This window comes from Ralstonia sp. RRA, assembly GCF_037023145.1.
Lineage (GTDB): Bacteria > Pseudomonadota > Gammaproteobacteria > Burkholderiales > Burkholderiaceae > Ralstonia.
The window spans coordinates 1,243,012-1,269,273 of record NZ_CP146091.1; the positions used below are offsets into that span (position 1 = coordinate 1,243,012).

37 protein-coding genes and 2 pseudogenes are annotated in these 26,262 nt (G+C 61.0%); 12 read left to right on the forward strand and 27 right to left on the reverse strand.

What is annotated here, in order from left to right:
- Positions 1–87: 87 nt before the first annotated feature.
- Complete coding sequence (acs, locus tag V6657_RS06010) at positions 88–2,070, forward strand: acetate--CoA ligase (RefSeq protein WP_048932723.1); 1,983 nt, start codon at positions 88–90, stop codon at positions 2,068–2,070.
- 28 nt (positions 2,071–2,098) lie between these two features.
- Positions 2,099–4,162: a sodium:solute symporter family protein gene (locus V6657_RS06015; protein WP_082170131.1), complete on the forward strand. Its 2,064-nt coding sequence runs from the start codon at positions 2,099–2,101 to the stop codon at positions 4,160–4,162.
- Positions 4,163–4,229: 67 nt separating this feature from the next.
- Here V6657_RS06015 and V6657_RS06020 read toward each other — a convergent pair whose 3' ends face one another.
- Both V6657_RS06020 and V6657_RS06025 read right to left on the reverse strand, forming a co-directional pair.
- On the reverse strand, positions 4,230–5,801 hold the full coding sequence (locus V6657_RS06020) for a methyl-accepting chemotaxis protein (protein ID WP_048932722.1): 1,572 nt from the start codon (positions 5,799–5,801) through the stop codon (positions 4,230–4,232).
- 542 nt (positions 5,802–6,343) lie between these two features.
- On the reverse strand, positions 6,344–8,350 hold the full coding sequence (locus V6657_RS06025; RefSeq protein ID WP_048932721.1) for a CocE/NonD family hydrolase: 2,007 nt from the start codon (positions 8,348–8,350) through the stop codon (positions 6,344–6,346).
- 516 nt (positions 8,351–8,866) lie between these two features.
- On the opposite strand from V6657_RS06025, the gene V6657_RS06030 reads away from it, so the two are divergent.
- Positions 8,867–9,148, forward strand: coding sequence for a hypothetical protein (locus tag V6657_RS06030; protein ID WP_048932720.1), 282 nt, complete (start codon positions 8,867–8,869; stop codon positions 9,146–9,148).
- 320 nt (positions 9,149–9,468) lie between these two features.
- On the opposite strand, the gene V6657_RS06035 is transcribed toward V6657_RS06030, so the two are convergent.
- From V6657_RS06035 to V6657_RS06155, 25 genes and pseudogenes are all read right to left on the reverse strand, one after another.
- On the reverse strand, positions 9,469–10,542 hold the full coding sequence (locus V6657_RS06035) for an integrase (RefSeq protein ID WP_338755004.1): 1,074 nt from the start codon (positions 10,540–10,542) through the stop codon (positions 9,469–9,471).
- Positions 10,543–10,574: 32 nt separating this feature from the next.
- Positions 10,575–10,835 carry a DUF4224 domain-containing protein gene (locus V6657_RS06040; RefSeq protein ID WP_248694665.1) on the reverse strand — a complete coding sequence of 87 codons (261 nt, stop codon included), beginning with the start codon at positions 10,833–10,835 and terminating at the stop codon, positions 10,575–10,577.
- Positions 10,836–11,154: 319 nt separating this feature from the next.
- Positions 11,155–11,544 carry a hypothetical protein gene (locus V6657_RS06045; protein ID WP_048932718.1) on the reverse strand — a complete coding sequence of 130 codons (390 nt, stop codon included), beginning with the start codon at positions 11,542–11,544 and terminating at the stop codon, positions 11,155–11,157.
- The gene (locus V6657_RS06050; RefSeq protein WP_137884581.1) at positions 11,544–11,777 is read right to left on the reverse strand and encodes a hypothetical protein; all 234 of its coding nucleotides are present in this window, start codon (positions 11,775–11,777) and stop codon (positions 11,544–11,546) included. The genes V6657_RS06045 and V6657_RS06050 overlap by 1 nt, the downstream gene beginning before the upstream one ends.
- Complete coding sequence (locus V6657_RS06055; protein ID WP_137884582.1) at positions 11,770–12,048, reverse strand: hypothetical protein; 279 nt, start codon at positions 12,046–12,048, stop codon at positions 11,770–11,772. Before V6657_RS06055 ends, V6657_RS06050 begins: the two co-directional genes overlap by 8 nt.
- On the reverse strand, positions 12,041–12,601 hold the full coding sequence (locus tag V6657_RS06060) for a hypothetical protein (RefSeq protein ID WP_048932716.1): 561 nt from the start codon (positions 12,599–12,601) through the stop codon (positions 12,041–12,043). Before V6657_RS06060 ends, V6657_RS06055 begins: the two co-directional genes overlap by 8 nt.
- On the reverse strand, positions 12,598–13,242 hold the full coding sequence (locus V6657_RS06065; protein WP_048932715.1) for a hypothetical protein: 645 nt from the start codon (positions 13,240–13,242) through the stop codon (positions 12,598–12,600). Before V6657_RS06065 ends, V6657_RS06060 begins: the two co-directional genes overlap by 4 nt.
- Positions 13,236–13,388 (reverse strand): annotated as a pseudogene (locus tag V6657_RS06070) (reverse transcriptase); the annotation flags it as partial. The gene V6657_RS06065 and the pseudogene V6657_RS06070, both read right to left, overlap by 7 nt.
- A gap of 5 nt (positions 13,389–13,393) precedes the next feature.
- Entirely contained in the window at positions 13,394–13,999 is a 606-nt protein-coding gene (locus V6657_RS06075) for a hypothetical protein (RefSeq protein ID WP_053166335.1), read from the reverse strand.
- A 20-nt stretch (positions 14,000–14,019) separates the two neighbouring features.
- A pseudogene (locus tag V6657_RS06080) lies at positions 14,020–14,187 on the reverse strand (four helix bundle protein); the annotation flags it as partial.
- A gap of 19 nt (positions 14,188–14,206) precedes the next feature.
- Positions 14,207–14,662 carry a DUF1566 domain-containing protein gene (locus V6657_RS06085; RefSeq protein ID WP_048932714.1) on the reverse strand — a complete coding sequence of 152 codons (456 nt, stop codon included), beginning with the start codon at positions 14,660–14,662 and terminating at the stop codon, positions 14,207–14,209.
- 30 nt (positions 14,663–14,692) lie between these two features.
- Positions 14,693–15,061, reverse strand: coding sequence for a DUF1566 domain-containing protein (locus V6657_RS06090; protein WP_048932713.1), 369 nt, complete (start codon positions 15,059–15,061; stop codon positions 14,693–14,695).
- A 157-nt stretch (positions 15,062–15,218) separates the two neighbouring features.
- A complete protein-coding gene (locus V6657_RS06095) occupies positions 15,219–15,497 on the reverse strand; it encodes a hypothetical protein (protein ID WP_048932712.1) in 279 nt (92 codons plus the stop codon).
- 48 nt (positions 15,498–15,545) lie between these two features.
- Complete coding sequence (locus V6657_RS06100; protein ID WP_082170129.1) at positions 15,546–16,163, reverse strand: lambda exonuclease family protein; 618 nt, start codon at positions 16,161–16,163, stop codon at positions 15,546–15,548.
- A complete protein-coding gene (locus V6657_RS06105) occupies positions 16,156–16,956 on the reverse strand; it encodes a hypothetical protein (RefSeq protein WP_048932710.1) in 801 nt (266 codons plus the stop codon). Before V6657_RS06105 ends, V6657_RS06100 begins: the two co-directional genes overlap by 8 nt.
- A gap of 45 nt (positions 16,957–17,001) precedes the next feature.
- Complete coding sequence (locus V6657_RS06110; RefSeq protein WP_053166333.1) at positions 17,002–18,126, reverse strand: hypothetical protein; 1,125 nt, start codon at positions 18,124–18,126, stop codon at positions 17,002–17,004.
- A gap of 19 nt (positions 18,127–18,145) precedes the next feature.
- The gene (locus tag V6657_RS06115; protein ID WP_048932709.1) at positions 18,146–18,337 is read right to left on the reverse strand and encodes a hypothetical protein; all 192 of its coding nucleotides are present in this window, start codon (positions 18,335–18,337) and stop codon (positions 18,146–18,148) included.
- Positions 18,337–18,501: a hypothetical protein gene (locus V6657_RS06120; RefSeq protein WP_171017933.1), complete on the reverse strand. Its 165-nt coding sequence runs from the start codon at positions 18,499–18,501 to the stop codon at positions 18,337–18,339. The genes V6657_RS06115 and V6657_RS06120 overlap by 1 nt, the downstream gene beginning before the upstream one ends.
- Before the next feature lies 1 nt (position 18,502).
- Positions 18,503–18,925, reverse strand: a complete 423-nt coding sequence (locus V6657_RS06125) for a hypothetical protein (RefSeq protein WP_048932708.1) — start codon at positions 18,923–18,925, stop codon at positions 18,503–18,505.
- A gap of 12 nt (positions 18,926–18,937) precedes the next feature.
- Positions 18,938–19,255, reverse strand: coding sequence for a hypothetical protein (locus V6657_RS06130; RefSeq protein WP_048932707.1), 318 nt, complete (start codon positions 19,253–19,255; stop codon positions 18,938–18,940).
- Positions 19,256–19,289: 34 nt separating this feature from the next.
- A complete protein-coding gene (locus tag V6657_RS06135; protein WP_048932706.1) occupies positions 19,290–19,550 on the reverse strand; it encodes a hypothetical protein in 261 nt (86 codons plus the stop codon).
- A 15-nt stretch (positions 19,551–19,565) separates the two neighbouring features.
- On the reverse strand, positions 19,566–19,727 hold the full coding sequence (locus V6657_RS06140) for a hypothetical protein (RefSeq protein ID WP_160315278.1): 162 nt from the start codon (positions 19,725–19,727) through the stop codon (positions 19,566–19,568).
- Positions 19,728–19,734: 7 nt separating this feature from the next.
- Positions 19,735–20,046, reverse strand: a complete 312-nt coding sequence (locus V6657_RS06145) for a hypothetical protein (protein WP_048932705.1) — start codon at positions 20,044–20,046, stop codon at positions 19,735–19,737.
- 194 nt (positions 20,047–20,240) lie between these two features.
- On the reverse strand, positions 20,241–20,519 hold the full coding sequence (locus tag V6657_RS06150; RefSeq protein ID WP_182587381.1) for a hypothetical protein: 279 nt from the start codon (positions 20,517–20,519) through the stop codon (positions 20,241–20,243).
- A gap of 74 nt (positions 20,520–20,593) precedes the next feature.
- Positions 20,594–21,412 (reverse strand): S24 family peptidase, encoded by an 819-nt coding sequence (locus V6657_RS06155; protein WP_048932703.1) that lies wholly within the window; start codon positions 21,410–21,412, stop codon positions 20,594–20,596.
- A gap of 74 nt (positions 21,413–21,486) precedes the next feature.
- Here V6657_RS06155 and V6657_RS06160 point away from each other — a divergent pair, with 74 nt between their 5' ends.
- The 9 genes from V6657_RS06160 (at position 21,487) to V6657_RS06200 (ending at position 26,144) form a co-directional block, all read left to right on the forward strand.
- A complete protein-coding gene (locus V6657_RS06160; RefSeq protein ID WP_048932702.1) occupies positions 21,487–21,750 on the forward strand; it encodes a YdaS family helix-turn-helix protein in 264 nt (87 codons plus the stop codon).
- A gap of 85 nt (positions 21,751–21,835) precedes the next feature.
- Entirely contained in the window at positions 21,836–22,258 is a 423-nt protein-coding gene (locus V6657_RS06165; protein WP_338755005.1) for an XRE family transcriptional regulator, read from the forward strand.
- Positions 22,255–22,443 (forward strand): hypothetical protein, encoded by a 189-nt coding sequence (locus V6657_RS06170; protein WP_048932701.1) that lies wholly within the window; start codon positions 22,255–22,257, stop codon positions 22,441–22,443. Before V6657_RS06165 ends, V6657_RS06170 begins: the two co-directional genes overlap by 4 nt.
- Before the next feature lie 13 nt (positions 22,444–22,456).
- Positions 22,457–22,750: a hypothetical protein gene (locus V6657_RS06175; RefSeq protein WP_048932700.1), complete on the forward strand. Its 294-nt coding sequence runs from the start codon at positions 22,457–22,459 to the stop codon at positions 22,748–22,750.
- A complete protein-coding gene (locus V6657_RS06180) occupies positions 22,747–22,911 on the forward strand; it encodes a hypothetical protein (protein WP_160315277.1) in 165 nt (54 codons plus the stop codon). The genes V6657_RS06175 and V6657_RS06180 overlap by 4 nt, the downstream gene beginning before the upstream one ends.
- The gene (locus V6657_RS06185) at positions 22,911–23,741 is read left to right on the forward strand and encodes a hypothetical protein (RefSeq protein WP_338755006.1); all 831 of its coding nucleotides are present in this window, start codon (positions 22,911–22,913) and stop codon (positions 23,739–23,741) included. The genes V6657_RS06180 and V6657_RS06185 overlap by 1 nt, the downstream gene beginning before the upstream one ends.
- Entirely contained in the window at positions 23,738–25,105 is a 1,368-nt protein-coding gene (gene dnaB, locus V6657_RS06190; RefSeq protein WP_048932699.1) for a replicative DNA helicase, read from the forward strand. Before V6657_RS06185 ends, dnaB begins: the two co-directional genes overlap by 4 nt.
- Positions 25,102–25,935, forward strand: a complete 834-nt coding sequence (locus V6657_RS06195) for an HNH endonuclease (RefSeq protein ID WP_082170127.1) — start codon at positions 25,102–25,104, stop codon at positions 25,933–25,935. Before dnaB ends, V6657_RS06195 begins: the two co-directional genes overlap by 4 nt.
- Complete coding sequence (locus V6657_RS06200) at positions 25,932–26,144, forward strand: hypothetical protein (RefSeq protein ID WP_048932698.1); 213 nt, start codon at positions 25,932–25,934, stop codon at positions 26,142–26,144. The genes V6657_RS06195 and V6657_RS06200 overlap by 4 nt, the downstream gene beginning before the upstream one ends.
- Positions 26,145–26,262 lie beyond the last annotated feature (118 nt).

The window sequence follows — 26,262 nt, forward strand, 5'->3', positions numbered from 1 at the left end:
TGCGGCGTCGGATACGTAAGGCTGGAGTCAGGTCAGCCGCTTAGATTCGCCGCAAAACGATTACAGACACCGCTATCAGGAGACAACATGGCTGGCATTGAATCTGTTCTGCAGGAACTGCGCGTCTTCGACCCGCCCGAGTCCTTCGTCAAACAGGCCAACATCGCCGGCATGGACGCCTACCGTGCCCTGTGCGCCGAGGCTGAGCACGACTACGAAGGCTTCTGGGCGCGCCTCGCACACGAGCACCTGCTCTGGCACAAGCCGTTCAGCAAGGTGCTGGATGAATCCAACGCACCGTTTTACAAGTGGTTTGAAGACGGCGAGATCAACGCCTCGTACAACTGCCTCGAGCGCAACCTTGAGAACGGCAATGCCGACAAGGTCGCCATCATCTTCGAAACCGACGATGGCAAGGTCACCCGGGTCACCTATCGCGAACTGCATGCACGCGTCTGTCGTTTTGCCAATGGCTTGAAGGCACTGGGCATCAAGAAGGGCGATCGTGTCGTCATCTACATGCCGATGTCGGTGGAAGGCATCGTTGCCATGCAGGCCTGCGCACGTATTGGTGCGACGCACTCGGTGGTGTTTGGTGGGTTCTCGGCCAAATCGCTGCAGGAGCGCATTGTTGACGTGGGCGCCGTGGCGCTCATCACGGCGGATGAGCAGATGCGCGGCGGCAAGGCGCTGCCGCTCAAGGCCATCGCCGATGAAGCGCTGGCCATGGAGGGCACCGACGCCGTCAAGCACGTGATCGTCTACCGCCGCACCGGTGGCAATGTGAACTGGGTGGATGGCCGTGATCGCGCCATGGACGAAGTTGAAGCCGGCCAGCCGGACACCTGCGAAGTCACCCCGGTGGGCGCCGAGCATCCGCTGTTCATCCTCTACACCTCGGGTTCGACCGGCAAGCCGAAGGGCGTGCAGCACAGCACGGGCGGCTACCTGCTGTGGGCGCTGCTGACCATGCAGTGGACCTTCGACCTCAAGCCCGACGATGTCTTCTGGTGCACGGCCGACATCGGCTGGGTGACCGGCCACACCTATATTGCCTACGGGCCGCTGGCTGCCGGCGCCACGCAGGTCGTGTTTGAAGGCGTGCCGACCTACCCGAACGCTGGCCGTTTCTGGGACATGATCGCCCGCCATAAGGTCAACACCTTCTATACCGCGCCGACGGCCATCCGCTCGCTCATCAAGGCCGCTGAGGCGGACGAGAAAGTCCACCCGAAGCAATACGACCTGTCGAGCCTGCGCCTGCTGGGCACCGTGGGCGAGCCGATCAACCCAGAAGCCTGGATGTGGTACCACACGAACATCGGCGGCGGCCGTTGCCCGGTGGTCGATACCTTCTGGCAGACCGAAACCGGCGGCCACATGATGACCCCGCTGCCGGGCGCCACGCCGCTGGTGCCGGGCTCGTGCACGTTGCCGCTGCCGGGCATCATGGCCGCCATCGTCGATGAAACCGGGCAGGACTTGCCGAACGGGCAAGGCGGCATCCTGGTCGTCAAGCGTCCGTGGCCGTCGATGATCCGCACAATCTGGGGCGACCCGGAGCGCTTCAAGAAGAGCTACTTCCCGGAAGAGCTGGGCGGCAAGCTGTACTTGGCGGGCGATGGCTCCATCCGCGACAAGGACACCGGCTACTTCACCATCATGGGCCGTATCGACGACGTGCTGAACGTCTCGGGCCACCGCATGGGCACGATGGAGATCGAATCGGCGCTGGTGGCGAATCCGCTGGTGGCTGAAGCGGCAGTGGTGGGCCGCCCCGACGACATGACGGGCGAGGCCATTTGCGCGTTCGTCGTGCTCAAGCGCTCGCGCCCCGATGGCGACGAGGCCAAGCAGATTGCCACCGAACTGCGCAACTGGGTCGGCAAGGAGATCGGCCCGATCGCCAAGCCCAAGGACATCCGTTTTGGCGACAACCTGCCCAAGACGCGCTCGGGCAAGATCATGCGCCGGCTGTTGCGCTCGCTGGCCAAGGGCGAGGACATCACGCAGGACACGTCCACGCTGGAGAACCCGGCCATCCTCGACCAGTTGAAGGAAACGCGCTAACGCGGTCTCTAGAGACAGGTCGCCAACCTTGGCCGCTGACCCCCAACAAGACAGCCGCTTTCGCAAGCGGCTGTTTCTGTATTACGGGCTCTACACCGTAGGGCTGCTGCTGTTCATCGTCATGATGGGCGCGATCGAGCACGTGCGCGGGCCGGGGGTGTGGCTCGGTTATGTGTTCCTGTTCGTCACCATCGCCATCTATGCGTGCATTGGGCTGATCTGCCGCACGGCGGATCTGACTGAGTACTACGTGGCCGGGCGCCGCGTGCCCGCGTTCTTCAACGGCATGGCCACCGCGGCCGACTGGATGAGCGCAGCCTCGTTCATCGGCCTGGCGGGCATCGTGTTTGCCTCGGGTTATGAGGGGCTGGCCTATGTGATGGGCTGGACTGGCGGCTATTGCCTGGTCGCCTTTCTGCTGGCGCCATACCTGCGCAAGTTTGGTGGCTACACCGTGCCGGACTTTCTCGCCACACGCTATGGCAATGGCGAGCGCGGCGGCAGTTCGGTGGTGCGCGGTATTGCTGTACTGGGCGCGACGCTGTGTTCCTTCGTCTACCTTGTCGCGCAGATTCAGGGCGTGGGGCTGGTGGTGACGCGTTTCATCGGCGTGGAGTTTTCGGTGGGCGTGTTCTTCGGGTTGGCGGGCATTCTGGTGTGCTCGTTCCTGGGGGGCATGCGTGCCGTGACTTGGACGCAGGTGGCGCAGTACATCATCATGATCGTGTCGTTCCTGGGCGTGGTGGGGCTGATTGGCTGGCATCGGTATCACGATCCGGTGCCGCAGCTTTCCACCGGTCATTTGCTGCAGCAGATCGAAAAGGAGGAGCTGCGCATTGCCCATGACCCGGCCGAGCAGCGTGTGCGCGATCATTTTCTGGCCGAAGCGCAGGCGCTGCAGGAGCGCATTGCCCGGTTGCCGCAATCGTTCGAGGAGTCGCGCGAGGCGCTGAACACGCAGCTGAAGCTGGCGCGTGAGCGCAATGCACCGCTGCGCGAGATCAAGACGCTGGAGCGTGCGCGCGAGGAGTTTCCTGCGGATGCGGCCAGCGCGTCGATTCTGTGGAACTTGGAGCGTGAAGCGGCCCTGGAGCGCAGTCGCGCCGCACCTCCGTCCAGCGAGCCGTTTCCGTCCAAATCTGAGGCCGAGCGCGGCACCGAGCGGCTGAACTTCGTGCTGCTGGTGTTCTGCCTGATGGTGGGCACGGCCAGCCTGCCGCACATCCTCACACGCTTTCACACCACGCCGTCCGTGCGCGAGACACGCAACTCGGTGAGCTGGACGCTGTTCTTCGTGGCGCTGCTCTATGTCTCGGCGCCGGCGCTGGCGGCGCTCGTCAAGCTGGACCTGCTGCAGCATCTGGTGGGCACGCCGTTTGCCGATCTGCCGCAATGGATTGTGCCGTGGCGCAAGGTCGACCCGGCTGTTCTGACGCTGCGCGACATCAATGGCGACGGCATCGTCCAGTGGGCAGAGGTGATGATCCAGCCGGACATGGTGGTGCTGGCGGCGCCCGAGATCGCCGGGCTGCCGTATGTGCTGTCTGGGCTGATTGCCGCTGGTGCGCTGGCGGCTGCGCTGTCGACGGCTGACGGCCTGCTGCTGACGATTGCCAATGCGCTGTCGCATGACGTGTACTTCCACATGATCGACAACACGGCCAGCCATCAGCGGCGCGTGACCAGCGCCAAGGTGGTGTTGCTGGCTGTGGCGTTGCTGGCGGCGTACGTGACCTCACTCAAGCCCGGCAACATTCTCTTCCTGGTGGGGGCGGCGTTTTCGCTGGCGGCTTCGTGCTTTTTCCCGGTGTTGGTGCTGGGGGTGTTCTGGAAACGCACTAACCGCGCGGGGGCCATTGCCGGCATGCTCACCGGGCTGGCGGTGAGCGTCTATTACATCTTCGTCAACTATCCGTTCTTCACGCGCATGACGGGCATCCTAGGTCAGCCGTGGTTTGGTGTGGACCCGATCGCCTCCGGCGCATTTGGTGTGCCGGCCGGGTTTGTGGCGGCCATAGCCGTCAGCCTGCTGACCAAGCCGAACCGGCCGGTGGTCGACAAACTGGTCAGCTATCTGCGTGATCCGCTGTAGGCCAAAAAAAAGCCCGCGACCTCTCGGCAGCGGGCTCAATGACGGCTTGGAGAATACGGTGTGCGGCTTAGGCGTGCGCGGTATGCACGGCGTGCGGATCGATGCGGAAGAAGGCCACCGCCGCGTTGAGTTCCTGCCCCTGATCCTGCAGCGATTGCGAGGCGGCCGCGGCTTCTTCCACCAGCGCCGCGTTGCGCTGCGTGACTTCGTCCATCTGCGAGATCGCCTGGTTGACTTGCTCGATGCCGCGCCTTTGTTCGATTGAAGCAGCGGCAATCTCTTCCATGATGTGCGTGACACGCGCCACGGCCTGCGTGACTTCGGTCATGGTGTGACCCGCTTCGCCTGCCAGCGTGGAGCCATCGTGAATGCGTTCCACTGACGAGGCGATCAGTTCCTTGATCTCCTTGGCCGCCGTGGACGAACGCTGTGCCAGGCTGCGCACCTCGCTGGCAACCACCGCAAAGCCGCGGCCTTGCTCGCCGGCGCGCGCGGCTTCCACCGCAGCGTTCAGCGCGAGGATGTTGGTCTGGAAGGCGATGCCCTCGATGATGCCGGTGATGTCGGCAATCTTGCTGGAGCGGTCGCTGATGTCCTGCATGGTCGACACCACTTGGCTCACCACCGTGCTGCCTTTCTGCGCCACTTCCGATGCGTTGGCTGCCAGCGCCGTGGCTTGCTGTGCGTTGTCGGCGTTCTGCTTCACGGTGGAGGTCAGCTCCTCCATGCTGGCCGCTGTTTCCTGCAGTGACGACGCCTGTGCTTCCGTGCGTTGGCTCAGGTCGGCGTTGCCGGCGGCGATCTGCTTGGCTGCACCAGCCACGCTGCCGCTGCTGTCACGCACCTTGTCGACGATTTCCGTCAGGCGGCCGTTCATGTCGCGCAGGGCAGAGAGCAGGTGGCTGGTTTCATCCTTGCCGCGTACGTCGATGCGGCTGCTCAGATCGCCGCGCGCTACGGTCTTGGCCACGTCCACAGCAACACGGATCGGCTGCGTAATCGAGCGCGTGATGATCATGCCCGCAATCACCGCCAGCAGTGCCGCGCCAATCGACAGCGCGATCAGCATGTTGCGTTGGTTGGCGTAGTTGGCGTCGTAGTCCTGCACAAGCTGCTCCTGGCGCTCGCGGGTATAGGCGGCGTAGGCTTCCGTGGCCTTGACCAGTGCGGCCAGCAGCGGGCGGCAGTTGTTGTCCATTTTCTGGATGGCTTCCTCGCGCTTGCCGGCCAGTGCCAGCGACACGATATCGGTCGCCACCGGGCCGTAGCGCGACTCCACGCTGTCGATGTCGGCCACCAGCGCGCGGCCGCGATCGGTGGCGTCCTTGGCGTTGGCAATCAGTTCCTTGAGCAGCTTGAGTTGCTTCTGCACGTCTTCGTGCGCGCGGAATACCTCGGCCTTCTCCTGTTCCAGGTCTTGCTGCGTCACTACCAGCACCAGGTTGCGTGCGGCAATGGCGCGGCGATCCACTGCGGTACGCACTTCCGTGGCAGCTGCGGCACGGGCGTTGATGCCGTGCACGAAATTGGAAAAACCTTCGGTCGAATTGGACAGTGCGTGCAACGACATGCCTGATACCACGACGACAATGGCTGCCAGCACGCCAAAGCCTGCAGTGAGCTTGGCCTTGATGGTCATCTGGGAAAGGTTCACAGCGTCCTCCAGTCTTACGGGATGGGTGCAATCGTGATTGGCCTGGCTGCCCGGTATGGCACGGGAGAAGCGGGCGAACCTGCCACCGTTTTATTGCTGTTTGCTGCGGACTTCGACAGCGTCTCCGTTGGAGAGGTGAGACCGGTTATTCCGGTTTGATTTCGTTGATCTTCACGGGGTTATCGGCGGGGCCTGGAAAACCTGAACATCAATTTTGTGCAGGTTTCCACTTAGTTCTTTCTAAGGCCGTGGAGGCCTTGATCTATAAGGCTTAGCGCTTTTTACGGCTGCGGTCGTCACACAATTCCGGATTGCGTGATGGATTTTACGAATCACTCGCCAAGTGAAGGGGTAAATACCTTATTTTGATTAATTTAAGTCAGGTATAAATTCGGTTCGAGGCGTTGATTCATATAAGAAACGTTTCCGAGCTATGTATTAATCCGCCTACATATCTCTACCGTTCTCTGTGTGTAAATAGAAAAGCCCGCCGGAAAGGGCGGGCCGATAATGCGAATGAACCTCGTTTACTGAATGGCGGATGCCGGCACGACCGGCAGTACAACCCTGGATGGGTGAGCCGCGTCGCCATAGATCGTCAGTACGCCGATCAGCGAGTTGAGCAAGGTGGGCAGTGGCGGCACGCCCTGCGGCAGGTTGCTTGCGCCCACGGCCACGCGCAGCTTGTGGCCCTTGGCGATCAGCGCGCTGGTCGGGAACACTTCCACCGGCACCAGCACGGCCTTGCCCGGCGTGAGCGGTTGCGCGGAGTCCGGCGTGAACGGATGCCACGGCTGGATCATCAGGCCGTTCATCAAGCGTGAGCGGCTAGCATCCACCGCACGCAGCGAAGCCGTCTGGAGGCCATCGGTGAGCGGCGTCACGTTGCCCGCTGCATCCACATCATCAATGCGCACCGATACACCGGCATCGAGCGCGGTGGTGGAGATCCACACATCAGCTTCGATCGGGCCGTTGAGATAGGTATCCGCGGGCATGGGCGGTGTCTCGAATTTCACGTCAGCGGCCTCGGCGAGGGTGTCATCGGTCTGGCAGGGCAGCGGGACAAAGCCGGTCAGGCCCGCCGTCCATTGCGACAGGCTGATCGAGCACGCGCCGTTCAGCGGTTGCTGAATCACCTGGTTGGCCGCTTCATTGGCGGCCGGTGCACTGGTCGACAAGCTCCTGTCACCCCGCAGATAGAGCGCTTGTGCCTGCACCTGCGGATGCGGCCAGTCCGTCGCGGTGATGTAGTGGCCATAGCCGGTGACGTACTGGGTGACATTGGGCAACGCATCGGCGCCCACGCTCATGCCCTTCACATACTGGTCGAACCACTGCAACTGAATGTGGTTGAGCGGTGGCACGCCGTCGACCGGCAACCCGCTGCCGAGTGCTGCTTGCAAGTGCGTCCACGGGCCGATCAGCAGCTTGGCCGGTGCCTGCGTCTTGATGGCTTCGTAGGTGAGCGGTTCACTGCGCTGGAAGAGGTCGTGCAGGCCTCCGACCACGAAGGTGGGCACCTTGATTTTGCCGTCGTTCTCCAGCGGCGAGCGTGTTGCCCAGAACGCGCCGTCATACGCGGTGGCGGTTGTACCGAGCAAGGCTTGCAGCATGGTCGGCAACTGGAAGGTCGTCACCGCAGACACCAAGTGCTGCAGCACCGCAGGCAGGCCGATCGTCGGGTTGGTCACCAGTGTCGGATCGGTCAGGCTCAGCACCGACACCAGCCCGAACCACGCCGGAATGAACGTCAGGTTGGTCTGCCCACCGGTGAAGACGATGTCTCGGTAGCCGTCGCCAATGGGCACGATGGGAAACGCCGCCTTGACCGCCGGATGGTTCTGCGCCGCCGTGATGACGGTCGTAATGCCGAGGTACGACACACCGTACAGGCCGATCGCGCCGTTGCTCCAGGGCTGCTGCGTGACCCAGTCGACCACGTGGCCGTAGTCGCTCTGTTCATCCGCCCCAAATGCATCCCACGTGCCTTGCGACTGGCCTGTACCGCGCACGTCCACTACCACCGTCGCATAGCCGTGCTGGACGATGTAGGGGTCGGCTCCGCCCAGCGCGGTGCCGATCGACGCCGTGTACTGTGCGTTGCCGCCGTTGTACGAGGTCTGCACGAGCACCGTCGGGAAAGCACCGGTGGCGGGGTTGCCCGAGGCGTCTGCCGGCAGCGTGACATAGGCGGCCAGCTTGGTGCCGTCGGGCATCGTGATGTACTGCGTGGCTTGCCGTGCGATACCGGCGTAGAGCACGGGCGGGTTGTAGTCGACCCACTTGGCGCTTGCGTTGGTCGTGATGGACGTGCCGGGTTGTGCGGGCGTGGCGCGGGTGCCAAGCGTGGTCCAGTTGGTGGCAGCCGGTTTGGCCGGCGGTACGGTGGTGTTTGAAGCGGTCGGGGTACTGCCGATGGTGGCGACGCTGCCGCTGTCACCGCCGCCGCAGCCCGACAGTGTGAGCACCGCGCACAACAGCGCCGATGTCAACGTGCGGCCTAGCCGCACACGTGGGTGGCCCATCTGCATGGGGTGTCTCCTTTTGACTGCTCTTATTTGTGTGGGGGGATGGCCGGCATGCCGAGGGGGCGGCATGCGGCAGGTCGCTCCCGATCAGGAAGCGGGTCAAGCGGAAGGACAGGTGCGAGGAGGGGTGGGTGACACGGTCGACCACGCGCCAGCGGCTTGGGCGCGATCGATGAAGCACCAAGCATGCCTATCGGCATACGGCACGCGGTGGGCTTGGCGCCGCCAGATCCGCGTGTTCCTGGCCCGAAACAGCCACCGCGTTACGTAACGCGGCGCGTAACGAACGTCGAGGAAACGCACGTTTCGGGCCATTTTCGGATGAGAAATTTGCACCCCACCGACGTAGGGATACGGTGCGCGAAGGCTTGCCGGTATTGCGTTTCAAACAGGTGCGTCCCGCGCGCGAGTCGGGCAAGACCGCGGCCATCGCCCTGTCATTGAAACTGGCACAGACGTTGCGTAATCCGGTCAGACCCGCCCGGCACAGGGCGCCACGCACAGACAGAAGGGGCCACCATGAACCGCACCATTCAGGACGTCGAAATTGCCGCTGCCATTGATTCGGACCTGCTGCGCCGCCGCGAGCAGTTTGCCGGTCAGCCCGCCGCCTGGCAGGTGTGGTCAGAAGCGGCGCATGTCGCCACCTTGAACGAGCGCGCACGCACGGCCTTCATTGAACGTGTGGCTGTAAGCCGCGGTGCGGACATTGCGCTGCGCCTGCTGATGAAGGCCCAGTCGATCCGCGAACAGGTTACGCAGACGCTGTTGCTGAGCGAGGCGCCGGCAACGCTGCACTGAGGCTATGCGAGGGGGATGCCGGCACGCATGACGTGTCGGCACGTGGGATGCAAAGGGCCCTGTCGGGAGACGGGGCCTTTTGTTTTTGTGGGTAGAGGGTGGGGCAGAAAACAAAAACGCCCGCGTGGGCGGGCGTTTTGCGTGAATTCTGGCGGAGAGAAGGGGATTCGAACCCCTGATAGGCTATTAACCTATGCTCCCCACTTTCAATTTTCTAAGTCAAATCAATCTGTTACGTCAGTTGTAATGGGTCATTGTTTTGCTTGCGCGACGCTCGTAAACCTCTGATTTCATTGATAGTGACACTTTCCAATGACCCATCACTTCCGGGTCTTCAAGGGCGCAACGACCTCAGCCTTGCGCCGGTAGATCCGCTTCGTCGTCCGGCTGTCCGCATGAGAGAGCAGGGCCTGCGCATGCTCAAGTGTTTCCGCATCGCTCGCGGCCTTCGCGCGGATGTCGTGCTCGTTGAACGGCTCCTTCACTTTGGTCTCGGTGAGCACACGCTCCATGAAGCCGCGCCACAGTGATTCCCATCCCCCAGCCCGGCCAGTTTCCTCATTGATGTAGCACTCGCCGTCACGGTTGCAGAATAGCCAGGGCGAGATATGCACCGGCCGCGCGGCCAATGCGGCGTTCACTGCTTCACGCAGCTCTGGCGTCCAGGTGTAGATAGTCCGCTTACCGGTCTTCTTGCGCGTCTTGTGGCGCTGGATGTGGATGCCGTCGTCTTTCAGGTCGGTCGTGACGTTGATGCGTAGGAGGTCGCCGCGGGCCATGCCGGTGATGCGTTTAAGTGCGATGTACGCCTGCGCGGCGCGCACGCTGCCTTTCTTCCGCTTGGAGGTGAGGGCCATGCACTCGTCCAGTTCCCAATCCTCTACATAGCGGTCGCGCGGTTGCTCGCCCTTGAATCGCACCTCGTTCTTGAACGGATGGCGGTCGATGTAGCCCCAGGAAACGGCCATCGTGAACGCGTGCGACAAGACCTCGATTTCCTTCTTGCCAGCGGTGGGCGCTTTCACCTTGGCGCGAGTGCCGTCGGGCTTTCTAACTTCCTTCGTGCGCGTATCGACGTACTCGTAGACATGGCGCGGTTTGAGTTCGCTCAGTGCCCACTTGTTAAACTGGATGCGCAGTCGCTTGACGCATAGTTCGTGGTGAGCCTGAGTGCTGGGTTCCTTTTCGGGGATCACCTCTAAGGCGTACCGGTCGAGCAGATCGCCGATCGTCCGGCAATTGTCTTGCACGTCCATGCGTTGCCGCCAGGCACGATAGGCCTCTGGCAGTGATGAGCCCAAGCGGAAACGCTTCTTGCCATCCCAATGCTCTTCAAGGCCAGGCGGCACACGGTAGTAGTACGCGCCGTGGTGTAGTTGCCAGCGCGCCGGCAAGCCGCGATTCTCGGCTTTGCGCTTGGGTGGCATTACATCAGGCTCCGATCAAGTTCGCGCTCGCGGACGCGTCGCGTCTCCTGCTTCACTCCAAGCAAGTGCTCGACGTGCTCACGCGCAACCAGAATACGCCCGTCTGCACGCTTGATGTGCTCAATGCCCATCGAGTTCAGCGCGCGGTCCTGGGCGTCCGACCGTTTGCGCCCGGTCAGGCGTTCGAGTTCGTTGGCGGTGAGAAACATTTTCCAGTTCCTGCAGGTTGTTTCGATGATTCGTGCTGCTGTTTCGGTCATGCTGGTGTTACGGAATGAGTAACGACTTTTCGTAGTCGATTGCAGCTTCTGTGTCTTTGCTCTAGCGTGAGGGCCATCCCTATCAAAGAGAGGCCACCATGGAAGAACTCCACAACGCTGCGCCGCCGGTTACAGGGCATGCTTACCCGTGCAGAAACGGGTCTTGGCAACCACTTGCTTGGCATGCAGTCGACGGCAGCTCGACCCGATGCGAGGAGGTGAGCGGCGGCGCTTACGACACGCAAGAAGATGCAGAGCGAGCGGCGGCAGAAGCGGGGCGCGCTCGTCTCCAATATCCTGCTCAGGGCTGATTGTTGGGTCATTCGTAGTACTGCCCAGGTTCAAGGCCATAAGGCACAGTGTCGATGGCCCGTTTGTATCCGATCTTGAATCCCTCTTCCTTGCCTTCTTGGCGCTCTTGAGGGAGCCAGTTTGTGTACATGCCTCGGTCGTTGATGGTGAATTGCAAGCGCAAGCATGGGTCTCTACTCAGCCTGGCAAAGTCGGGCACCTCGAAAAGCTGGCATTTCTCCACGATCATCCGCGCGAGCTTGGCCGCCATGACGTTCTTCATACGAGAGACGAAAGCGGCGGGGTTCTCGCGCGCCACCATCAAGTCCATTGGATCCAGTGGTTCCTGAATTGCGAACTCGATTGGCTTGGGGCGCTGAGGCATCTCAAACGTCATGGATTCAGGTCTGAGAGCCATCACCTCTCCCCACCAGTGTCCTTGGTTGTTGGCGCGCTCGTTGCGGGCGGTTGTGCAACAACGCTGATTGCATAGTCAACGGCATATCGTTTGATGCCGCCGATCAGAGCAAGCCAGCGCGCCTCTATTTCTGCTTGGCTGACTCCGTCAGTGCGAGCCATGCCGTATTCCCCAATCGTTGCAAGCAGGTGCTGCGGCAGCGTTGGCGGCAGAGGTATGCTCTTCTCACTCATCCCGCCATCCCGCATCTGCCAGTGCTGCCGCTGCGCGGACGATGTTTGCGATTGACTCAACAATTTCGACGCGTACCTCGTGATCGATCCCGGCAAAGCCCTGCTTAATGCCGCGACGGTCGGTCAAGTCATGGAGAATTCCGCGCGCAGCAGCGTGCGCCCAATCTACGGCTGGTGGCGGGTTCGTGCCGTCTCCAACCCACCATTCATCTGTAGCGTCGAACGGGTATTGGGCGCCACGTTGCAGCGAGTGCTTTGCCAAATCACTCATGGCCATCCCCTCCCTGCGCTGCCGGTGTGGGCGCGGCGGCGATGACGGCTTTCTCGTTCGCGGATTTCATTGCGGCATCAAACGTAGTCCCGCGACCAGACACAAAAAGGTCAATCTTTTCGCGCTCTTCGTCCGACAAGGCGTGCCACCATTTGCGGCCAGCGTCATCCCGAGTGAGCATGACAGTGCCCCAGTTCGCCGGATTGGAGGCATTCATGCTGAAGTCTGCGGAATAGAAGCACCACCCCTCCGCCACGCCCGCCCGCTGGCAGGACTGGGCGGACTGGGCGGCGCAAGCTTGCCAACCTTGCCACGCTTCGTGCGTTGGGGCACTAATATACCAACCACAATTCCCCTTGGCTAAGTGCATATTCTTGCTCTGCGCCCACGTCTCAAACGCCTTGCGCTCATCCCCCACCGGCTCGGCCTGCTGTTGGGCGGCTTGTATAGCTGCATCCCACACAGGCCGGAAGGCATTGCCGTCCATGTCTTCATGCTGGGCGCGAAACTCATCTGCCGCAGCAGAGTTCCACCACGTATCGAAATCTATCATTTGACCCCCGCGTGTTTAGCAGCTGCGGCGATGCCTGCCTTCAGAGCAGCTGCAGCTTTGTTGAGAACCATCCTGCTATCACAGTCCAACCAAGCATCGGCAGCGGCCTTCCGCATCTGCGCTGTGGGCTCAAGCGGGACAAGGACAAAACCGGGCGCCTCGCTCGGCTCGGCCACAGTCGCGGCGCTGCGAGTGAGAATGGCGCTTTCAATGCTGCGCGCAAAGCGGATGTGTCGGCACCATCCCGGCTTCTGCGGCGTGTCGTGGCATGCCTCATTCCACAACGCTTGGATTTCCCCATCGCTCAACGCCTGCGCTGCTGGGGCGGAGGAGTGGGTGTCATACAGCGCCCGCAATTTGTCCTCGATGCCGTCAAGGTATGGCCCAACAGTCGAGCGCTCTTGCGCGTCGTAAGGGAATTCAGTACCCGCGCCAAGGGCGTCGCGCGCATTGCAAACGATGGTGATTGCCGCATCGAGCGTTGCTGCGTCGTGCATCTTCGACCCCGCATCAGCCTGTGCGCGCAGGGCTTCTTTGATGCAGTCTTCAGCAGCGGCAACGAAGAACGGCACCGAATCTGGGTTGTGCCCTTCCTTGAAATAACGCTTGCCGATTTCGATGATTCGTTCCTTACTCAGCATGTCTTCTTCTCCTGTTCGCGGGCGGCGCGGAACGCCTTTGTAAGTTGTCTGTTCACGGCATGGCCGCGCGAGCGCACTACGTTGGCAACCTGCGCGCGGTCGTGGTGGCTTGCCGTCGCTTGCCTCAGCAGCCCGAGGTAGCTGTTTTCTGTCATCGTGTGGATGTCTTCTTCGGCTGCGTCAATGCGCGTTCAACTGACCAACCGAGACGCAGCCTCATCCTGAGCGCATTGGGCGTCATCCCGATTTCTTTGGCCCAATTGATAAGCAGTTTGGTTGTTCCCTGAAACGAGAGGGTTTCAGTTGGATAGGACTTGCCGCGCGATGTTCTGCAAGGATCGGCCAACGACTGCTCATGGCTCCAACCGCGGCGTAGACGTTCGATAACTGTCGATGGATTCAGTCCTAATGTTCGCGCCCATTCGGTGGCCGTCTTGGTTACGCCATCGCGCGTGATGAGGATGCAGCTCGAACGGTTGGCGTTTTGCTCAGCCATCGTTGCCCAACGGCAATTCCCAGGCTCGTAGTTGCCGTTTGCATTCGGAAAACGATCAAGCGTGTGCTTTTCTGGGCATTCGCCCATATCCGAGAGGAATACCTCAAAGCTGGCCCAACGCTCGCAGCAGGTCACGCCGTCGTAGTGCTTGGCGTGATGCGCATCGCGGCTGCTGATCGATGTGCGTTGACGCATGGCCTTCCAGCGCCGATACGTCAGCGAACCGTGATAACCGTGCTTGATGTTGCCGTTCTTGTTCATGTCTGAGCTTTAATGCCATCTGCGACATTTGCGCGGAAGACCAGAACCATGATCTCGATGCACTCTGCGCTGATCTTCTCGCCGATGCTGCGCTTGAAGTCGCGGGCCATGTTCTTGACCAGGTCCGTCACCACGTCCAGCAACCCATAGGCCGCTTTGTAGATCGGAAGGTTTGTGTGCAGTGCCACGGTGGATGTAATTGTTAAATTACAAAAGGATCAATCTGCGGACGGCACGGGCGCGCAACTCGTCGTCGCGGCTGATGCCGCTCTGGCCGCCGTAGCCGAAACCCTGACACCAAGCCCAGCCGGACTCGCGCTCGCGAGCCTCTCCGGACCAGTACCAGGTGCCCTGGAACTCATCTTTGAGATTGGCGTACAGAAGCGATTGCTCGCGGCGCGTCGGCAACTCGCCGCCCTGTTCCTTGGCCCACTGCTTGGCGTCGTCCCAGTTCAGTTCAGCTTCATCGCCGGGGAGGAGGATCAGGTGATGATCGGGCTCGCCGTCTTTGCCGAGAATGAAGCCGGCATACTGCTCGCCGGGGTTCAGTTGGATCGTGCCGCCGGCGACCTTGTATTCGCGCGCAGCTGCCTTGCGGATTGCCTCGATCATGGCGGTGATCTCGGCTTGCTTTGCTTCGACTGCTTCAAGCGTTGGCGTCATTGCTGACTTCTCCTGAAAATGGATGAAGGGTTAAATCGTCAATCTGCGGACGGCACGGGCGCGCAACACGGGGCTCTGCTGGATGATGCACTGGCTGCCGAGGCAGAAGAGCTGAAACCAAGCCCAGCCGGCATATTCGGGATCGTCGTCCGGCGTGTTCGACCAGTACGCGGCTTGCTTGAATTGGCTGCGGTGCTGCTCATACGCGATCACCAATTCAGCACGTGTCGGAAGATCAGCATTCAGGCTCTTGGCCCATTCCATGGCGTCAGGCCAAGTCATGCGCGTTTCCGCCTCAGCGGGAAGCAGGATCGTGTGGGTTACATCGCCGGTTGCGTTGATCAGGCCGCAGAGGTAGATCTCACCTTCGCTGAGCGGCGGGATTTGGATTTGTTGCATGTGCTCTCCTACTGGTTGAAAAATCGTCAGAACCAAGCCGCCTCAGTTGGCCTGTGCGGCTTCCACTTCGCTGTCCAACACGCATGCCGACGCTTCACATCAGCACGCATCTCTTCCTCTGCATGCTCGTCGCTGCGCTTTCGCCATTCTTCGACCGTCAAGCTCGGTTCGCTGCCCAGCCCCCATGCTTCGATAGGCGCATGGTTGCGAACATCGCGGAGTCGCACACACGCGCTTTTCCCTCGCCGTGCAACACCTGCACACGCGCCCGACAGCAACTCTCCGAGAGGCCGGTGAGCGTCACCATCTCCATGATCGTGAGCCCACCTGTGCCCGCCGAGAGCAGCGCCGCGAGTACCTTTGCCGTCGTCTCTTCGCGGATCTTGCTGACGCGCTTTACTAGGTGTGCAGGCTGCTTGCTTGTGGTTCGTTGCATATCAGTCTCGGGCGATATGTGGAGGTTGGGGTGGTGGTCAGAGCGTTATCAGGCGCTCTTGCGCTCCAGTTCCGCGACCATCTGCTGCAGTTCGGCTTCGAACTGCAGAAGGGCGCCCAGCATTTCGCTGATGAAATGGTCGTCGCGAAGAATGCGCTGCACGTACAGTCGAAGGCGCTCACACTGGCGCGGGTCGTAGCTGATGAAGTCCCACCAGGCGCGGCCGGTGACCATCATGTTTCCCTGCACCTGCGGCATGTGTTCCTCAGGCATGCCGCAGAGCCACGTGTTGATGTGGACGGCTTCATCGTGCGGAGACTTGATTTCAATGCCGCCGACGGCGCTTACCAAGCCATCGGGGGAAGCGCCAATGAAGTCATATCGAGGGTGCACGACAAAAGGGCTACGCTCGACGATGTTGCCGCTGACGAGTTCGTACGTCTGGACGGCTGCCTCCTCGACCTCAGTACCCCACGTCAGAGCCCGCCCGCCAATTTCGTGCGCGGGGGTGCCTGCCATGCGTTCAAATGCCAGCTTGCGCATGAGCGTGCCTCGTGCTGCGGTGGGCTTGCCGCCCTTGGTGGTACTGATGATGTCGACAAAGCACGAGGCGGTCAGCTTGCCGGCACGGGCTTGGTGCCACTCTTCTGTGCGCTGATCAGCCATTGCTTTGCTCCTGAGCTTGAACATCGGTCGGCGCAGCCTCACCGGTCAGCGCTTTGAGGCGCGACAGTTCGTCAGGGCCGATGGCCTTGCGGTCATCCTTGGTCAACTTTCCCCATGCATCGGCAAGCGGATCGGCGCCGCCTTCCTTGGCTACGATCTCCAGGTCGGTGATGATGTTGTTGAGGCGGTCGTCTCGCTCAGCGGGCTTCGGAAGCGCCGCTTGGGCGATTTGCGAGGGTGAAGCGTTGCGCGGCGTGATGTCTCGTTCCGTGGGGATGTCCATGACTTCTTCCGCAATCGGGATGCCCTTCAGCACGTCGCTGAATTTGTCGCGCAGCGCGAACGCGCGTGCGCGCATCTTCTTCATTCGCTTCGGATACTGTGTCCACGGCCCAGACTTGTTCAGCAAGCCGGCCGTTTTGGCTTCGGCGTCCCCGAAACGCTCGACGTGCTCGTCGTGCCCACGGCGCTTCACCACGCAGACTGCCGTGCCGTTTTCGTCGTACTCGTTGACGTACTCGCAGGCCGGGGATGCCAGAACCAACGCGAGCACCGCATCACCCCAGAGCGAGGGGCGACCGTTGATCACGGCGATGTTCTGCATGGCCTGCATGGGCTTGAGTCCAAGCTCCATGCCCCACTGGATCGCAACAAGCACGTTGCCGGGCTTGCCCTGAAAGTCCTTGGGCACGATCGAGGAATCCGCCAGATGTCCGGCAAACTCCATGGCCTCCTGCAGATTGCGTGGGGAAAGGTCAAACTGCTGCGGCTGGATTGCTGCTACTTCGCTCACGATGGACTCCTAACCCTAGACTCGGCCGGGTGTAATGGGTGATGGTTAAGCTGCTTTAGGCATTTCGGCTTCGACCACTTCGGCGGCGTCGATTGCCGAGCGCAGCTGTGCAGCGCAGAACATGTCCGGGCCTTCGACCAGCGCTGCCTTGCAGGCCGCCAGAAGCAGATGAGCAGCGCCGCGCAACTGTTCGTCGGCTGCCTGTGCCGCTGCCGCGCGTTGCGCTTCTTCGCGCTTACGTTGCTCTTCGACCTCGCGCTGTTGGCGTTCCAACTGGGCGCGCTCTTCGGCAAGACGACGCGCTTCCGCTTCCTGTGCTGCGCGTTGTGCACTCAGTTCAGCTTCTTCGGCTGCCAACTTCTCGCGGGCAACGCGGTCGGCCTCGGCGCGCTCGGCGGCGAGCTGGCGCTCGTGCGCTTCACGTTCGGCGCGCAATTGCGCTTCTTGGGTTTCGCGTTCAGCCGCTAGGCGACGCTCTTCTTCTGCGCGTGCGGCAGCGGCTTGCGCTTGGCGCTCTGCTTCTTCACGACGCAGGCGATCGAGTTCTTCGCGCTCCGCAGCCAGGCGCGCCGCTTCTTCTTCGCGGGCAACCGCTTGGGCGTGGAGCTCGCGCAGCTTGTCGAGCGTTTCGTCCTTGGCAAGCTGGGCTTGTCCTTGGAATTCCTCAAACGAGGCGTCGATCACCATGCGCTCGATGTCGCCGATGTGTTCCAAGACCAAGGCCGGCTTGCATGTGGCCGCTGCAGCGACCGCGCCACGGATTTCGGCGATACGCTCTTGCAGCGTGGCAATCCGGCGCTTTTCAGCTTCGGCATTGGCCAGCTTTTCGCGCTCGCGCTCCGCATCCCATGCATCACGCAGGCCGCGCAGGCGATCTTCTTCCGGTTCGATGATCGCGATCAGTCGCTTCTCTTCTTCGATCACGGCCTTCGAGAACTTGGTAGCGTCGTCGCGCGCTTCCTTGCCCGCCTTGCTGATGGCGATACGCGCGTTGGCCAACGTCATCATGGCGCCATGGCATTGCTCACGGCCTGCGGGGTTCTTGATCTCGACGATGTCTGCGTGCTTTTTTGCCAGCGCCAGCAGATTGGCTTCATGCTCTTTGGTGCCAAGCGCAATTGCGGCGCGCTCGGGCAATGTGAGCGCAGTGGTTTTCTCAGCTTCGGTCATCTTGGTTTTCTCCTCGTTGTTATCGAATCAGCGCGCCGGCCGCGCAGCCGACGACAAACGCCATCACTGCGCCGCAACCGATGCCGGTGGCGATGGCCGTTGCCCAGTCTTTCCAGGTGGGCTGTGTGGCGAGCTGCGAGCCCGGGCCAAATGCCTCGGCCAGCGTGCGGTACTCGTGGTAGTCGACGATCTCGGGTGTGGGTACGCGCATCACAGCACCCCGTGGCGGATGAGTTCGACGACTGCCACGTAGACCATCACTCCGAGCGCAGCGATGTTCATCAGCATGTTGTTGCGCTTGCGCCGTGCGAGTTCTGCCTGGCGATTCTCGCGGTCTGCCACGCGCTGCGCGGCTTGGTCATCTGTCAGGTGCATTTCAGGCTCCCGTTTTTTTCTTACGGCTATTGCCGTAGACATGCTCAAAAGCAACTTTGCGTGCCCATCCAAATTCGACGCCAAGTTGATCGGCCAGCTTGCTTTGCCGCATAAAATCGCCCCCATGCTGGCGATTCGTTTGGAAGGTGCATGAGTGTCCAGAGCCGATCTGCAGGCGATCCATCAGTGACTGGGCACGCTCCTTATCCTTGCTGGCCTGATCCCGGATACGCAGGTGATAGTTACCGGCCGACGTCTTGTGCGGATAGAAGATCAAGCGCACGTCTGCCGATGCGAACGTCATCGCTTCGTAGTCGTGAACACCCCACGCCAGTTCACCTGGCTCGCCATCCAGAACCACGCGCGCGATCTCAAATTCGAGCTTGTAGTCCCGCTTGTATTTGCCGGCCATTGGGTCGCGCATGCCAGGCTCCATTTAGGCCGGATCGAACGTCAGCGCCTGCAGCTTGCCGATGCGCTCGTTGATGTCTGCCACCTTCGCGTTGCATTCCTTGCGCAGGTGATCCTTCTCAGCGTTCAGCGCGCGGATCATCGCGGCGGCCGGATCAACGTCATCGCGTACCTCAGCAACGATGGTGTGCTCCGCGACCTTGGTGTACTTGCCATAGCCGCGCATCCCTTCTTTCGCCCATCGCTCGTAGTCGATGGAACTGAAGTGATACTTCAGACCATCACCTTCCCAAGGCTCTTTGGGCTCAGCGAAGATCCAGCCCTTGATCTCAATCGTTTTCATGTCTCATCCCCTGCTGGTTGTTCAGTGGCGGCGGTTAGGCGATCTGTTCCCAGTGCGCCAAATTGATCTGACGCGCCGCATGCACACGCGCCCACAAACGACCAGCAGCATCACGGCCAGCCGGTGTGTAGTCGAATCGGACTTCATGCAGGTAGGCCGTGCCGTCGCCCATCGTCACGCCCACCGCGTATGCCTCATCCGGCAGGCAAGTCATCGGGCCTTCTTCCGTGGTGACTTGGTAGGCCGGCAGAAAATCTCGCGGATTCACAATCTGTGCTTTCTGGAACGTTGCCATTTCGTCATCCCCTCATCAGTAGCGCCGCTTCTGCGCGCGCTCGTCGTCCAGCTCATCTAGAAACGTTTCGATCTGTCGGCTTCCACGTGTGGCCCACAGGCACGCACCGGCAAAGATCGCCAAAACTGCAACGAAGCCAAACAGCACAACCAGAACGCGGGTCTCTTCGTAGGTCATCGAGGCCTCACGCTGCGTGGGGCAGGGACATGCCGAGCGAGCGCTCCAGCCGGCCGCGCGATTCCTCTTCGGCGAGCAGGGCGTCGGCGGCTTTCTCTTCCTCGGCCACGGCATTGCGGATGTCGCGCAGGAACTGCTGCACCAGCTCGCGGCCGAGCGAAGCCATCGCGGCATCGCCAAGGTCATTGCGCAGGAGCGCGTTCGCAATGGGCGCCATGTAGACGTGCGTGTCGTCGAGGCCCTGGTCCGCGCAGTACATGCCGTTGGCCACAAGGGCTTCGCACACAAGGCGTTCCGTCTGGGTGACTGCGTTGACCATCGCTGCTCTCCATCTGTTGGCACCGTGTGGTGCGTCGATGGAGGAATAGTAGCGAATGCTACTAGCGATAGCAAGTAGCAAATGCTACTGATGGAGTGGAAATTTGTAACAGGTGGGGGCGGGCAACAAAAAAGCCCGCACTTGGCGGGCTTTTATGGCGATGGGCGTTCGCCCGGTATAAATCGATGCCGCTTTCAATAGTCGCGTAGGCCTGGCCGTGTGCGGGCTACGCGCATGCAGGCTGCCCAAGCGTGGAAATCCCCCGTGTAGTTGAACCCGCTCTCGGCTTTACAGGTGTCCCACATCTGCTCCGAGATCGTGTTGTCGGTCCGCAGGTCGTCCACTTCCTTGAGGCCACGCAAAAACCCGTCATAGCACCGCTTCTCAAGCGTTGGCTGGGCTTCAGCTGCCGCGAGGTCAGCGCAGCGGCGTTTCCACGATGACCCAACGGCTTTGAGCTCCGCATCGGACATGTCTTTTGCGAGGGCCGCAGGCGTGGCCAGCAAGCTTGCAAGAAGGGCGATCAGAGCAGGTTCAACAGCTCGCATCAGAAATCCCCCATGCCAGATCGGTATTTCACCCGGCCGACGATGTCGACGTGTTCAAGCTGATCAGGTGGGACAACCAGCGACTTGTACTTAGGATTGTCGCTAACAATGTCAATGGAACCGTTGGGCAGCTTAAACAGGCGTTTCACCAACATCTCCCCTGCATAGACCACAGCGAAGACCCCGCCGCTTGCAGGGATGCGCTTATCGGCTCTGTCCACCACGACAGTGTCATCGTTAAAGAGGCGTGTCTCCATGCTGTCGCCCCGCACTTTCACTGCCACCAAGTTCTTCGGGCTCGCGTCCAGACGCCGGATGTAGTCTGCTTGAAAGGGCAGCGGCTCTTTTTCTTCGATGTGCCAAGTCTCGCGCCCATTGCCGGCGGACAACGCGACGTCGACGTGAGTGATCAGAACGGTGGTCTCCGGCGGCAGTTCTTCGAGCGAGCTGTAGACAGAAATAGGCCGAGCAGGGAAGCCCGTGCTTTCCGCAATCTTCTTCAACGCAGCCTCTTCGGCCTCGGATAGTTCTCGTTCACGATCAAGTCGGTCGGCTTCCTCCAGCGCCCACGCTACTTCCGAGCTTAACGAGGGAAGTTTTAGAGGGCGAAAGAACCACTGTGACATGCCAGGCAGCTCTTCGATTGTACGGATCGTCTTTTCGCTGACTGGCCGATTGCCGGACAGCATTTGCCGGACAAAGGCGCCGTCCTTGTAGCCGAGCCGTTTGCCGAACGCCGTCACGTTGCCGTCGGCAACTTTGTCCACGGCAGCCTTAAGACGCTGAACGCGCCATTCCTGAATCTCTTTTTCGTTCATGGCCGCAACGTAGCATGCGCTACTAGAAGCATTGGCTACTTGCGGAAGGTAGCAAATGCTACTAGTATTGCTGCATGAACCTCGATCAATACCTTTCATCGGATGGCGCCCTCTCTGTCGCACAGCTTCGCGAGCGGATGCAAAGCCTTGGCTATGAGGTCAAGAGCAACGCCCAGATCCGCCAGTGGCGACACGGATACGGCGGTCGGCGTCCAGATCCGAAGAACTGCATCGGAATCGAGCGCGCGACCAACTGCGTTGTTACGCGCAAGGATTTGCGCCCCGACGACTGGCAACAGATTTGGCCGGACTGGAAGGAAGGGAAGCGATCGAAGTAGCGGCATCTGAAGAAGCGAAAGGGCATCGGGTTTCGATGCCCTTTATTCGGCCTCAAGGCCAACCGGTAATCCAACCGGTAATTCGATGATTTTTCACTATCACAACAAAAAAATGCAAACGACCGAGAGCCTTGAAACCCGCGCCCAGCTTGGGGTTCCGAGCGCGGCGATCCATTCGAACCCAGCGGCGGCACGTTTTCTCCCGCCGCACATCATCGCGGCTTGCGACAGCTTCCGCGCGGCGTGCGTGGTTGCCTGGGAAAACCGGGCCAACCCGCATCTGCAGAAGCGCACGCTGGCCGAGCTTTGCGGCCTGTACGCGCCGCACGTCAGCGACTACTTCCATGCATCCGCCAGTGATACGAAGGGCAACGGCCGTCGGTCGCTGCCCGCTGAGCACATCCACGCTGTGGAGCGGGTGCTCGGCAACCGGGCAATCAGCCAGTACCTGTCCCGGCTCGCTCAATTGACGCTCATGGAAGAAGTCATCGCATCGAGGAACGCATGAACGAACAAGAGGCGTTGCGCGTCGCCCGCGAGGCGATGAAGCGCGCCACAGAGAGACACGGCGAAGACCGGGCTGCAATCCTGGCCGACGTGGAGGAACAGGCGAACGCCGATCCAAAGCTGCTAGAGGCGTTTTCGAGGGTAGGGCATCTGCTGATCCAGTCCGAGCAAGCAGATCGCCATTGAGAGAGGGCGGGACATGCGCACCAACGTTGCCGCGTCGTCGATCGACGCGTATTACAGCGCGCCTACGCGCACCACTGCAAAGCTGCAGTGCGACCGCATTGTCGAATGTGTCGAAGCCGTCGAAACGGCCACCATCGCCGAGATCGCGTTTCTCTTGAATATGGAGAAATCCAGCGTCTCGGGCCGGCGCAACGAACTCATCGCCGCGGGGCGCCTGGTGCTGGCTGGTGAGCGTAAGTGCGCAGTGACTGGCCGCACTGTGCAAGCCGTCAAGGTGCCGGCAAAGCAGGGGAGCCTGTTCCAATGAGCGCCCAATCTCAGCCCGTAGTCGACAGGCGCCGGCAACTGCTGGATGAGCTACTGCATCGCATGACGGTTGCCCAATCGATCGAGGTGCGCGTGCAGCTTTGCGCTGAAGCCAAGCGTGAACTCGACAAGATCATTCCTGCTCCAGGAGGCTCGCAGTAATGGCTGGCAACTGGATCAAGTTCGAGGTCGATACGCCGGAAAAGCCGGAGGTGCTGGCTTTGACCGTTGCGATGGGTTGGGACGATCCGGATTTGACCGTCGGCAAGTTGCTGCGTGTCTGGCGTTGGTTCGATCAGCACACTCTTGAAGGTAACGCTCCTGGCGTTAGTGCAGCGTTACTGGATCGCATCGCAGGTGTTACCGGATTCGCAAATGCGATGGCCAAAGTGGGCTGGCTGATCATTTCCGACGAGGGAATTTCGCTTCCGAACTTCGATCGGCACAACGGCGAGACCGCAAAGAGCCGTGCTTTGACGGCAAAGCGCGTCGCAAAGCACAAGGCTAACTCAAAAGGTAACGATGCCGGTAACGCTGGCAGCGTTACTTCGCCGTTACCTAAAGAAGAGAAGAATAAAGAAGAAGTAAACAATCCCCAACCCCCATCGCCTACCGGCGACGAGGGGGCTGAGACAAAAGCCGAGAAAAAACCCAAGCGGGAACGTAAGCCGCGCACCGCACTGAAGACCTTCCTCGCTGCCTGCAGGGCAAACGGGGTGAAGCCAGTGACGACGTATGCGCCGCTCATGGAGTACGTGGAAGGTGTTGGCCTGCCGGCCGATTTTCTCGAACTGGCATGGGATGTGTTCTGCCATGAGCACCTGGACGGCGGCGCAAATGCAGCGCGCTTGCAGGCCGACTGGCAACGACATTTCACGAACTACGTGACCAAGGGCTACTACCGGCTGTGGGTCTGCAAGCCCGATGGGGTGTTCGAGCTGACAAGCGTCGGGCAGCAAGCAAAGCAATTTCACAACCGGAAGGCTGCATGACCGCGCGCGATGATTTTGTAACGCCCCAAAGCATTGAGGCTGAACAGTCGGTGCTCGGCGGCTTGATGCTCGACAACGATGCCGTTGACCGCATTGATGGACTGGCCCGCGAGCACTTTTACCGTGCAGACCATGCCGAGATTTTTGGCGCGATCTGTGAACTCATCACCGCAGGGCAACCTGCGGACGTGGTGACGGTCTACGAACGCTTTGCAGCGAAGGGCGCAGCCGAGCAAGTTGGCGGCTTGTCGTACCTGAACGCGTTGGTGCAGAACACGCCCAGCGCGGCCAACATCCGCCGCTATGCCGCCGTGGTTCGTGACAAGGCCGTCAAACGACAGCTTTTGTTGCTGGCAGCGGATGTGCCAGAAATGATTGTTGGCGCGGACGAGGCACGGATTGTGGTTGATCGCGTTCAATCGAAGCTGGAGGCATTGGCGCGAGAACGTGTCAAGAGCGAGCCCGTCAAGGCGAGTGATGACCTTGGTAACTACTTTGACCAGTTGCAGGCCGAGGCAGAGGGAAAGGTTAAGGCAATCCCAACCGGCTTCCGGGATCTGGACGACAAACTGGGCGGCGGCATGCGCGGCGGCGAACTGGTGATCGTTGCCGGCCGCCCTGCGATGGGCAAGACCGCCTTCGCGCTGAACATCTGCAACAACGTGGCACGCGATTATTCCGCGCTGGTGCTGTCGATGGAAATGCCGAAGGCGCAGCTTCACCAGCGGAACATCGCCATGCTTGGCAAGGTTCAGCTTCGCCGCCTGCGGGTGCCGGAGCTGATGACTAACGAGGACTGGAATTCGCTTACCGCGGCCACGGCAAAGATCTCCGATCTCAACCTGTACCTGGACGATCAGCCCGCTCTCACGCTGCTTGAAGTCCGCAGCAAGGCACGCATCATCAAGCGCAAGCATGGTCTGAATCTACTCGTGATCGATTACCTGGGCCTGATGACCGGCGGCCCGAGCGAAAACCGCAACCAAGAGGTTGGCAGTTACTCGCGCGGCCTGAAGGCGCTAGCCAAGGAACTTGACATTCCGATCATTGCACTCGCGCAGCTCAATCGCGGGCTGGAGAACCGCGCCGACAAGCGCCCGAGCATGGCCGACCTGCGCGACTCTGGCGAAATCGAGCAGGACGCGGACACGATCATGTTCCTGTACCGGGACGAGGTGTATCACCCGGACAGCCAGGCCAAAGGCATTTGCGAGGTGCTCATCGGTAAGCAGCGCCAGGGCGAAACCGGCATGGTGCCGCTGGCTTATCAGGGCGAGTTCACGCTGTTTCACGACTTGCAGCGCGGATACACGCCGCCGGAACCGCGGCACGCATCCCGGCACAGCTTGCGGGGTGACATGTGAGCCTGGGCGAAGAAACCTTCGCGCTGCACCTTCGGGCTGCTGGCATTGAGGATGATGTGACCGATAACGAGTTTCTGCGCAAATTCGGTGCGCGGATTAAGCGCAGCTTGTACTGCTGGGAATGGACTGGCGGTCGCACCGGAAATGGTTACGGCGCATGCCGAGTCGACGGCAAGAACGTTGGCGCGCACGTCGCTTCGTACGTCGCAGCCCATGGTCCTTTGGCTGCGGGGATGTGTGTGATGCATGTCTGTGACAACCCGCTATGCGTAAGGCCCGACCATCTTCAGGCCGGCAGCCTCGCGGACAACATGGTCGACAAGAAGCGCAAGGGTCGTGCCGCCAATGGTGAGAGCAACGGCAGAGCCAAGCTGACAGAAAGCCAGGTTGCGGAGATCCGCTCGTTGGTAAAGCAGGGCATCGCAAAAAAGGCGATTGCGAGAACGTACGGCATTTCAGACACCTTGGTTCGATACATCGCGATCGGGAAAAGTTGGTCTGAGGGTAAGCCCCGCTCGCCGGGAGAAGAAATGCTCTGCCAGCAACTTTCCGAGAAGGCTATATCCGGCTGGTGCCGCGAATACAAGTTCGCCCCTGAGCGCAAATGGCGTTTTGACGTGGCCTTTGTCGACGAGATGTTGGCAGTCGAGGTGGAGGGCGGTCACTGGGTCAATGGCAGGCATTCGCGCGGCTCCGGTTTTGAGGCCGACTGCATCAAGTACTCCACTGCCGCCGTGCTCGGCTGGCGCGTCCTGCGCTTCACCACGGATCAGGTTAAGAGCGGCATGGCGCTGCGCATGCTGCAACAGGCAATCGGGAGGGCTGCATGAGCGACGTTCGCTGCGTGGACTGCACAAAGTTCTCGCTGCAGGAGGACCGCGGCGCTGCGCTGATGGGGCGCGGCAAGTGCGCGGAAGAGGAAATCAAGTCGGTGCGCTACGACGCGCTGCGCAAGAAGCCGTGCAAGAAGTTCGTGGCGGCGATTGAGCAGGTGGCCGATGCGCGGGTCGAGTGGCTTCGGAAACAGGGGATCGTGTGATGGACGCAGAAAAGGGTACGCGAGCAGACGACTGGAACGGCTTCTGTTGCTACTGCGGAGGCTTCGGGCACCGGGCGCCTAACTGTCGGTGGAATCGCGTTCGGCTGGCGAGGGCGTG